The sequence below is a fragment of the Alkalibacterium iburiense genome, assembly GCF_039521845.1.
In the GTDB taxonomy this organism is placed as follows: domain Bacteria; phylum Bacillota; class Bacilli; order Lactobacillales; family Carnobacteriaceae_A; genus Alkalibacterium; species Alkalibacterium iburiense.
This window is the reverse complement of record NZ_BAAACW010000066.1, coordinates 1-7266: the sequence shown is the minus strand read 5'-3', so window position 1 is coordinate 7266 and position 7266 is coordinate 1. Positions and strand designations below refer to the sequence as shown.

General features: G+C 37.8%; 9 protein-coding genes. 3 read left to right on the top strand and 6 right to left on the bottom strand.

Annotation, left to right across the window (positions count from 1 at the left end):
* Positions 1-249: 249 nt before the first annotated feature.
* The 5 genes from ABDZ53_RS05635 to ABDZ53_RS05615 all read right to left on the bottom strand — a co-directional run bounded on the left by ABDZ53_RS05635 (position 250) and on the right by ABDZ53_RS05615 (position 4619).
* Positions 250-723 carry a glutathione peroxidase gene (locus tag ABDZ53_RS05635; RefSeq protein WP_343754617.1) on the bottom strand — a complete coding sequence of 158 codons (474 nt, stop codon included), beginning with the start codon at positions 721-723 and terminating at the stop codon, positions 250-252.
* A gap of 68 nt (positions 724-791) precedes the next feature.
* The gene (locus ABDZ53_RS05630; RefSeq protein WP_343754616.1) at positions 792-2666 is read right to left on the bottom strand and encodes a heavy metal translocating P-type ATPase; all 1875 of its coding nucleotides are present in this window, start codon (positions 2664-2666) and stop codon (positions 792-794) included.
* A 167-nt stretch (positions 2667-2833) separates the two neighbouring features.
* Positions 2834-3709 (bottom strand): VOC family protein, encoded by an 876-nt coding sequence (locus tag ABDZ53_RS05625; protein WP_343754615.1) that lies wholly within the window; start codon positions 3707-3709, stop codon positions 2834-2836.
* Positions 3710-3757: 48 nt separating this feature from the next.
* On the bottom strand, positions 3758-4252 hold the full coding sequence (locus ABDZ53_RS05620; RefSeq protein WP_343754613.1) for a glycosyl-4,4'-diaponeurosporenoate acyltransferase CrtO family protein: 495 nt from the start codon (positions 4250-4252) through the stop codon (positions 3758-3760).
* 142 nt (positions 4253-4394) lie between these two features.
* Entirely contained in the window at positions 4395-4619 is a 225-nt protein-coding gene (locus ABDZ53_RS05615; RefSeq protein WP_343754612.1) for a hypothetical protein, read from the bottom strand.
* A gap of 153 nt (positions 4620-4772) precedes the next feature.
* Between ABDZ53_RS05615 and ABDZ53_RS05610 the strand changes: the two genes are divergently transcribed.
* Both ABDZ53_RS05610 and ABDZ53_RS05605 read left to right on the top strand, forming a co-directional pair.
* On the top strand, positions 4773-5684 hold the full coding sequence (locus ABDZ53_RS05610; RefSeq protein ID WP_343754611.1) for an AEC family transporter: 912 nt from the start codon (positions 4773-4775) through the stop codon (positions 5682-5684).
* 81 nt (positions 5685-5765) lie between these two features.
* Positions 5766-6587: an aldo/keto reductase gene (locus ABDZ53_RS05605; RefSeq protein WP_343754610.1), complete on the top strand. Its 822-nt coding sequence runs from the start codon at positions 5766-5768 to the stop codon at positions 6585-6587.
* Positions 6588-6645: 58 nt separating this feature from the next.
* Here ABDZ53_RS05605 and ABDZ53_RS05600 read toward each other — a convergent pair whose 3' ends face one another.
* On the bottom strand, positions 6646-6819 hold the full coding sequence (locus tag ABDZ53_RS05600; RefSeq protein WP_343754609.1) for a PspC domain-containing protein: 174 nt from the start codon (positions 6817-6819) through the stop codon (positions 6646-6648).
* Positions 6820-6989: 170 nt separating this feature from the next.
* Here ABDZ53_RS05600 and ABDZ53_RS05595 point away from each other — a divergent pair, with 170 nt between their 5' ends.
* Positions 6990-7217, top strand: coding sequence for a hypothetical protein (locus ABDZ53_RS05595; protein ID WP_343754608.1), 228 nt, complete (start codon positions 6990-6992; stop codon positions 7215-7217).
* Positions 7218-7266 lie beyond the last annotated feature (49 nt).

The window sequence follows — 7266 nt, the reverse complement described above, 5'->3', positions numbered from 1 at the left end:
AGCATTTTTAAACCCCGGTAAATCCCTTAGTGTAGGGATTTATCGGGGTTTTGGGTGTTAAAGATGAGATTTATAATAACACATTCACAAAGTATGTCAATCACTTTTTTGAGAAATAGGTAACTTAATTTTTGAATTAAAAAAGGCCTAAATTAGGCCTTTTCCTCTAAAATTCAATTGTGATTTTAATCACTTTGTTAGTTATTTTTCATTCTTTTCACAGCGACAGTGGTTGCTCACTTAATCACTTTAATTACTTTTAATAAGTAACTCTATCTCTTTTTTTACTTTTTTGGGACTAGTAGTTGGAGCAAACCGAGTGATGCTTGCTTCTTCTGGCGCTACAAGAAACTTCGTAAAATTCCACTTAATTTTCTTGTTTTTAGTTTCTTTAACAAGGTATTGATATAGGGGATGCGCTGAGTCCCCATTTACATCTATTTTTTCAAACAAAGGAAAAGAAACATTATAGGTGGTTTCGCAAAATGTTTGTATTTCTTCATTACCTAAAGGTTCTTGGTTCATAAACTGATTGGAAGGAAAGCCTAATACGACGACTCCTTCTTCTTTAAATGTCTGATAGAGCTCTTCTAAATCTTCTAACTGTCCGACTAAGCCGCACTGACTCGCTGTGTTGACAATGACCATGTAGCGATCTCTATAATCACTCAGCTGTTGTTTGTTACCATTAATGTGTGTCACTTCAATATCATAAATACTCATGTTTACCCTCCATAATTTGTCTTGTCTTCATCATACGCCTTTTTAAAATCTTTGAACAATTGAACACCTTATCCTTTTTCGTGAATAGGCTGGGCACTCGTCTTTTCTGGGCTGCCAGGTTTTTGTCTTAATAGTCTCAATCCATTTAAAATAACTAAAATAGTTGAGCCTTCATGAAAGACAACCCCTAGAGGCAGATCTAATACTCCTACTATATTGAGTATAATAAGCACGACAATAACCGAAACTGAAAATATAACATTTTGTCGTATCACTTGATTCAGTTTCTGACTCACTTTATAGCTATCATACAATTTATTTAAGTCATTTTTCACCATGACAACCTCTGACGTCTCCATTGCGACAGATGATCCACTCCCCATGGCGATACCAATATCGGCATGAGCTAAAGCAGGAGCATCATTCACGCCATCCCCTATCATCCCAACGACTTCTCCTTCTTTTTGACTGTTTTGAATCCAGTTGATTTTGTCCTCTGGCAAACAGCTTGACGCATAGGACTGAATGGCTACTTCATCTGAAACTTTTTTGGCTACTTCTTCATTGTCTCCAGTCAGGAGGGTGACTTTAATTCCCTCCTTTTGAAAATCAGAAACGGCTTGAACGGCTTCTCTTCGGACCTGGTCAGCCAGTAAAAAGTATCCGACTATTGCATTCTTTTCTCCGACTATAACCATTGTATAGCCTTCTTTAGACTTATTTGTGTATTCCCGAATATTGGCATACTCTATAAAATCAGACGGCTTGCCTATTCTTAATTCTCCTTTTATAAGTCCCGATCCTGTTATTTCTTCCACTGGCTCGGACTGATCAACTTTATCCAATGGAATATGCTGAAATTGAGAAACGATGGCCTCAGCAATCGGATGACTGGACTGTTGTTCCATGTAGACCACTTCTTTTAAATAGTCTTCTGGCAAGTCATATTCCACTACTGAAAATTCACCATAGGTTAAAGTCCCCGTTTTATCTGTAAACAATTCCGTCATTGTACTAAGCGCTTCCATTGCTGCTCCGCCTTTAAACAAGACGCCATGATTAGCCCGATTACTGATGGCACTTAAAGTAGCTGGAGTCGCCGAAGCTACTAAGGCACATGGGCTGGCAACTGTTAATAAGACCATGCCTCTATAAAAAGCCTCCTGAAAAGTAAAGCCAGGTAACAGATATAAGATGGCTATAAATAATGGTACAGTCACTAATACCCCTATCACGTATTTGGATTCTATTCGGTCTATAAAGCGTGATAGTTGAGAAGGTCTGTTTTGGGCCTCTTCTACCATACGGATAATAGCTGAAAAGATTGTTTCATCACTTGTTCTTGTAACTTCTAAATAAAAGGCATGGCCTTCATTGATGGTTCCTGCAAATACTTCATCATTTGGATTCTTCAATACAGGGATAGATTCTCCTGTCAGTGACGCTTCATTTACTGTGGTAGTCCTGTCGACTAGACCGTCTATAGGAATATGTGACCCTTTAGACACAACAATTCTATCGGATGGTTTGAGTGAGTGGGTTGGAACTTCTAGGACTTCCCCATCTGCTTTTAATAGCATAGCTGTGTCAGGCACTTGGGCCATGAGTTCAGAAATGGATTGAGTGGATTTATCCGTAGCGTAATCTTCCAATACCTCAGCTCCGGCAAATATCAGGAGTAGGACGGCTCCTTCCGATTCAAACTGAATGATGACTGCCCCCAGCGCAGCTAATATCATGAGTAAATCAACATTAGGCGATCTCTCTTTTAGCGTCTCAGTGACAGCCTGTTGAGCCGCATAAAAGCCTAGGAAAAAAATAGCAAGATAGAAAGCTATCCGACTAGCTATCGGGACACCTGTTAATCCAAATCCCAATAGTGTCAATAGTGTACCTATCAATAAAAATTGCCCTTGTTTATCTTTTAATAAATAATGTATCATATGCCTCCCCCTCTTCTTATGTTAACTTTATCACATAATGAGTTTATGAGGTACAGTGGAGAGTGAGATGGGAATGATAGTTACTCTCATTAGTCATAAATAAGACAAAAAAGAAAGAGAAATCCTTTGTAAAAGTGTGCAAGGACTCTCCTTCTTTTTCACATTATTTAATTTGAAGCTACTTCAAGAAATACTTTCACGCCATTTGGATCGTAGACGCTTATCGCTCCTGAAACTTCTTCAGTATACTGCATATCCAACTTCTCAAAGTTTTCTTTTACTTTATTAAGAGCTTTTTCATTGGGTAAAACAAAGGAGTATGAACGTAAACCTAAATCTATTTCTTCTCTCTTAGGCAAGTTTTCCCCTGCCCAGGTATTCGCTCCAATATGATGGTGGTAGTCTCCGGCAGCTAAAAACTTTGCTTGTTCCCCGTAATTGTATTTTAAATCTAACCCTAATACATCAACATAAAATTCATGGGTTGCATCTAGGCTCGATACAGATAAATGAACATGACCAATAATAGTTCCAGCTGGGAATTTATCTATCTTCTGTCCTTCATCACGACTCTCAATAACACCATTGGCATCCATTTGAATGGTAATACCAGCGATGGTTCCATCGGGGCGAACATCCCAGACCTCTTTTGGCTTATCTGCATATATTTCAATGCCGTTTCCTTCCGGGTCTTGTAAATACAAGGCTTCACTGTACCCGTGGTCAGAAGCTCCGCCAATCGGTATTTCTCGGCTTAAATAAGAATATAAAACGTTCCCTAGGTCTTTTCGAGACGGGAGTAAGAATGCGGTATGGAATAACCCGGTTTTTCTAGTAGGGGTTCCTTTCGCTTCTTCTTTAATGAGAGTGAGTAAAACTTTTTCATTATCTTTCGTTCCTAAATCAGCTTTTTGATCCGATTGATTTAACACATCCAGACCAATAACCCTTGAATAATAAGCAATCATCTGATCTAATTGCTGTACATTTAATGTGACAGAGCCTAACTCTGTATTTTTATCTATTTTATATAATTCTGACATGGGGAGTCTCCTTTTTGTTATCTTACTTACTTTTTAATAGTAGCATATTTATCGGAAGACTGCACCCTTTTTTATCATATTCTCCATACGGTTTTGGATCGAGCATAAGCGAATACGGTCAAAGCGCTGGATAATGATAAAAGAGCCATTCGTTACCACAGAAAAAATAATCATTGCCCATCCTATCCATACCGGATTCCAAATAAAGAAATAAGGAGAGATAATGATGAGAGACCAGTGCAGGAGTTCTGATCGTTTGGATTCCATAATTTGGAACTTAATTAAATCTAAGCCTTTCTCCGGTTTTTCCGTCTGACTATTTATATTGAACAGATTGGAGCCTTCTGGTAAATACCCTTTCCATCGGTGAACATAAAACTCTTGTCTCCAGAATTTTCCTTTATTTTCAAAGTTTCGCTCCTTAAAAATACCGTCTAATGGGGATTTAACTGAAAAATAAAAGTTCGGAAGTTTTTGACAGCCTATTGAAAAAACACTATAGAATATGAGCCAAGCAAAAAGGTTTATGAGTATAAATCTCATGATGATCACTCCTTTCCCAAATAGTCTTTTATTTGCTTTTATTATAGTCGTTCTCTTCTATTTAGTCGCCTAATTTGCTTTTCTGATAAACAAACAGAAAGCTATTCTGTGGTAAAGAACAGCTTCCTGTTTTTTTAATCTCCTACATAAACGGCAAGTCCAAATCTCCTAAATCTCTAGCTGTCACTAGTCTTTCTTTTTCTTCTTCTGTAATATTAAGGAGAGAGGGGTTTAATAGAATCGCTTCATAACCGTGTTTGCCCACGCCTTCTTCAATCACTTCTTTCTTAATGCCTGTCATGACAATCAGGAGCTGAGTCGGCTTCTTATCTTTCAGGGTTTGATCAATCACATCTGTGAATAACATGATGATAGCCTCCCTTCTATTTTTTTACACCTATAGTATACCACATTTGTAAGCGATTAATAAGTAAAGTGACTTCAGATTATTTTAGCATTTAACTTTAATCATAGTTCATTGATGATATACTAAACATACTAAGTGAAAGGTGGTATTTTCTTGATTAATGTCCTGCTTCAATCCTTGCAGTTTCTACTGGTTATTTTTGTAGCTTATGCCTTTAAACGGGCCAACATTTTGCGTTCGACAGATGGCGTGGTTTTACAGAAAATCATTTTGAATCTGACTTTACCCGCGACCATAGTCATTGGATTTAATGGTGTCACTGTTGAACCTTTATTATTTATTATGATTTCTCTAGGCTTGCTTTCCAATATTATATTAATTACTTTTGGTGGATTGCTTTGGAGGAAGAAAGAGGCACCCTTAAAAGCCCTTATGATGTATAGCCAGGCCAGTTATAATATCGGAAATTTTACTATCCCCTTTGTTCAAGGTTTCTTTCCAGCAGCTATTCCTTATATCGGGAGTTTTGATATGGGAAATGCCTTGATGCTTTTTGGCGGGTCCCCAATGATTGTCGATAAGATGACACAGCAAGACCGCTCCAATGATAATTATCTGAAACGTGTGCTGCGGCTATTTCGGTCGCCGTCTTTTACGACTTATGTCATCATGTTTCTCTTAGCACTAGTAGGGATTGTTCTGCCCGAACCTGTGCTTTCTGTTTTTGAATTATTTGCTAGTGGAAATGCTTTTCTAGCCATGTTTATGGTCGGACTTTATTTGGAAATTCGAATGGATGCCATTTCTCTTCGACTAGTGAGACGCTTATTATTTACGCGCTATACTTTAGGCATTCTTGTAGCAGTTATCTTTTATTTCCTTTTACCACTGCCTCACTTGGTCAGACTGTCATTGGTCCTTGTCGCTTTAGCACCCATTGGTACGGTAGCTATAATTAATATGATCATCTACGGAAATGAGCGGTCTTTATCCAGCTTTTTGTCTTCTGTAAGTATAATCGTTTCTCTGATCTTAATGACAGTCGCTATGATGCTTATTTTATAAATAACAAATGCGGGTCTTCTCATTGTTTGCGCTTTCCTTTTGGGGTAAACTATGATTACTACTATGAAAGAGGGTTATAACATGAGTGACAGAATTCCACATTATACATTAAACGATGGATTGGTTGTTCCGGCAGTCGGTTTCGGCACAGATAAACAAAGAGGGGCAGAGGGAGTTCTCTCTATTAGACAAGCTTTAAATAATGGCTATCGTTTCTTAGACACGGCTTATGCTTATGAAAATGAAGCAACGGTTGGAAAGGCTTTGAAGGAAAGTGGACTGCCTAGGGAAGAGGTTCTGATTTCATCGAAACTTCCAGAAAAGTATCATGCTTATGATTTAGCCATACTCGCTATTCAAGAGTCTTTGTATCGAGCCAACTTAGATTACTATGACTTATATTTAATTCATTGGCCTGATCCAAGTCAGGATAGATATGTAGAAGCGTGGCAAGCTCTTATTGATGCTCAAAAATTCGGTCTGGTTCGTTCTATTGGCGTCTCTAATTTCCATCCTGATCAACTCCAAAGGCTAATAGATGAAACAGGTGTGGTTCCAAGCTTGAATCAGATTCAAACACACCCTTATTATATTCAGCAGGATTTAATTGATGCGAACAAAAAGCATTCTATTCTGACCCAATCCTGGAGTCCTCTGGGTGCAAGGATGGCAGATGATTTGTTAGAGAATGACTCTATCAAAGAAATGGCAGAGAAGTATTCTAAATCCATTGGTCAAGTAATTTTGCGCTGGCACGTTCAGCAAGGCTTCATGCCTATCCCACGTTCGACCAATCCGGGAAGACAAAAAGATAATATCTCTGTATTCGATTTTGAGTTAACATCTGAGGAAATGAACACCTTATCTTCTTTTGCTAAACCAGATGGCGATATATTCGGTTAACAGCTAGTAAACAAAAATCCCTCTTGCTTTTTGAATCTAAAAAGCAAGAGGGATTTTCTTATTTTTCTGGAATAATAATCGCACATAGAATGTAAACTAGTAAATTAGAAGGAATAAATAAAAAGAGTATTCTGACTAAAATAGGTGAGATGTCTAAAAATTCTGCCAATCCTCCACATACTCCCGCCAACATGCGATCCGTTCTGGAACGTCTCAATTTTCTGCCTTGCATGTGCCCGCCTCCTTTAATAGTTACGTTAAGTATACACTACATATGCGATAATTCTCTTCTATTTTCCCTTATATAATCCAAAAAAGTGGCAAAAGACAAATCATATTGTATACTCGATATACAGTATTAAATAGAAGGGACTGAACAGCTGCTTTTAGCAGCTTTTATTTATGGATATTTCATTATTTCTTGTGAGTGGTTTTGTTTTGATTCATTTTTTCTCGAAATATATTTCTCTACCTAAAGCTGTTCTACGGCAATTTATTTCTTTTTCTGCAGGAGTAGGAATAGCATATGTATTCATACTTTTATGGCCGCAAGTCGCTCATTCCCAATCCTTAGCAGAAGAAAACATAAACTGGCTTGAAGGACATTTTTTACAGAACTATCAAGCGTGAAAGCCCACGGTTTTAATCGTGGGATGAGAGCGTAAATGGAGATAAATGT

Coding starts and splice junctions, on each gene's coding strand:
- ABDZ53_RS05615 (WP_343754612.1), bottom strand. CDS start 4,619: ATGTTATTCACAGATGTGATTGATCAAACCCTGAAAGATAAGAAGCCG.
- ABDZ53_RS05595 (WP_343754608.1), top strand. CDS start 6,990: ATGGATATTTCATTATTTCTTGTGAGTGGTTTTGTTTTGATTCATTTT.
- ABDZ53_RS05625 (WP_343754615.1), bottom strand. CDS start 3,709: ATGTCAGAATTATATAAAATAGATAAAAATACAGAGTTAGGCTCTGTC.
- ABDZ53_RS05620 (WP_343754613.1), bottom strand. CDS start 4,252: ATGAGATTTATACTCATAAACCTTTTTGCTTGGCTCATATTCTATAGT.
- ABDZ53_RS05635 (WP_343754617.1), bottom strand. CDS start 723: ATGAGTATTTATGATATTGAAGTGACACACATTAATGGTAACAAACAA.
- ABDZ53_RS05600 (WP_343754609.1), bottom strand. CDS start 6,819: ATGCAAGGCAGAAAATTGAGACGTTCCAGAACGGATCGCATGTTGGCG.
- ABDZ53_RS05630 (WP_343754616.1), bottom strand. CDS start 2,666: ATGATACATTATTTATTAAAAGATAAACAAGGGCAATTTTTATTGATA.
- ABDZ53_RS05605 (WP_343754610.1), top strand. CDS start 5,766: ATGAGTGACAGAATTCCACATTATACATTAAACGATGGATTGGTTGTT.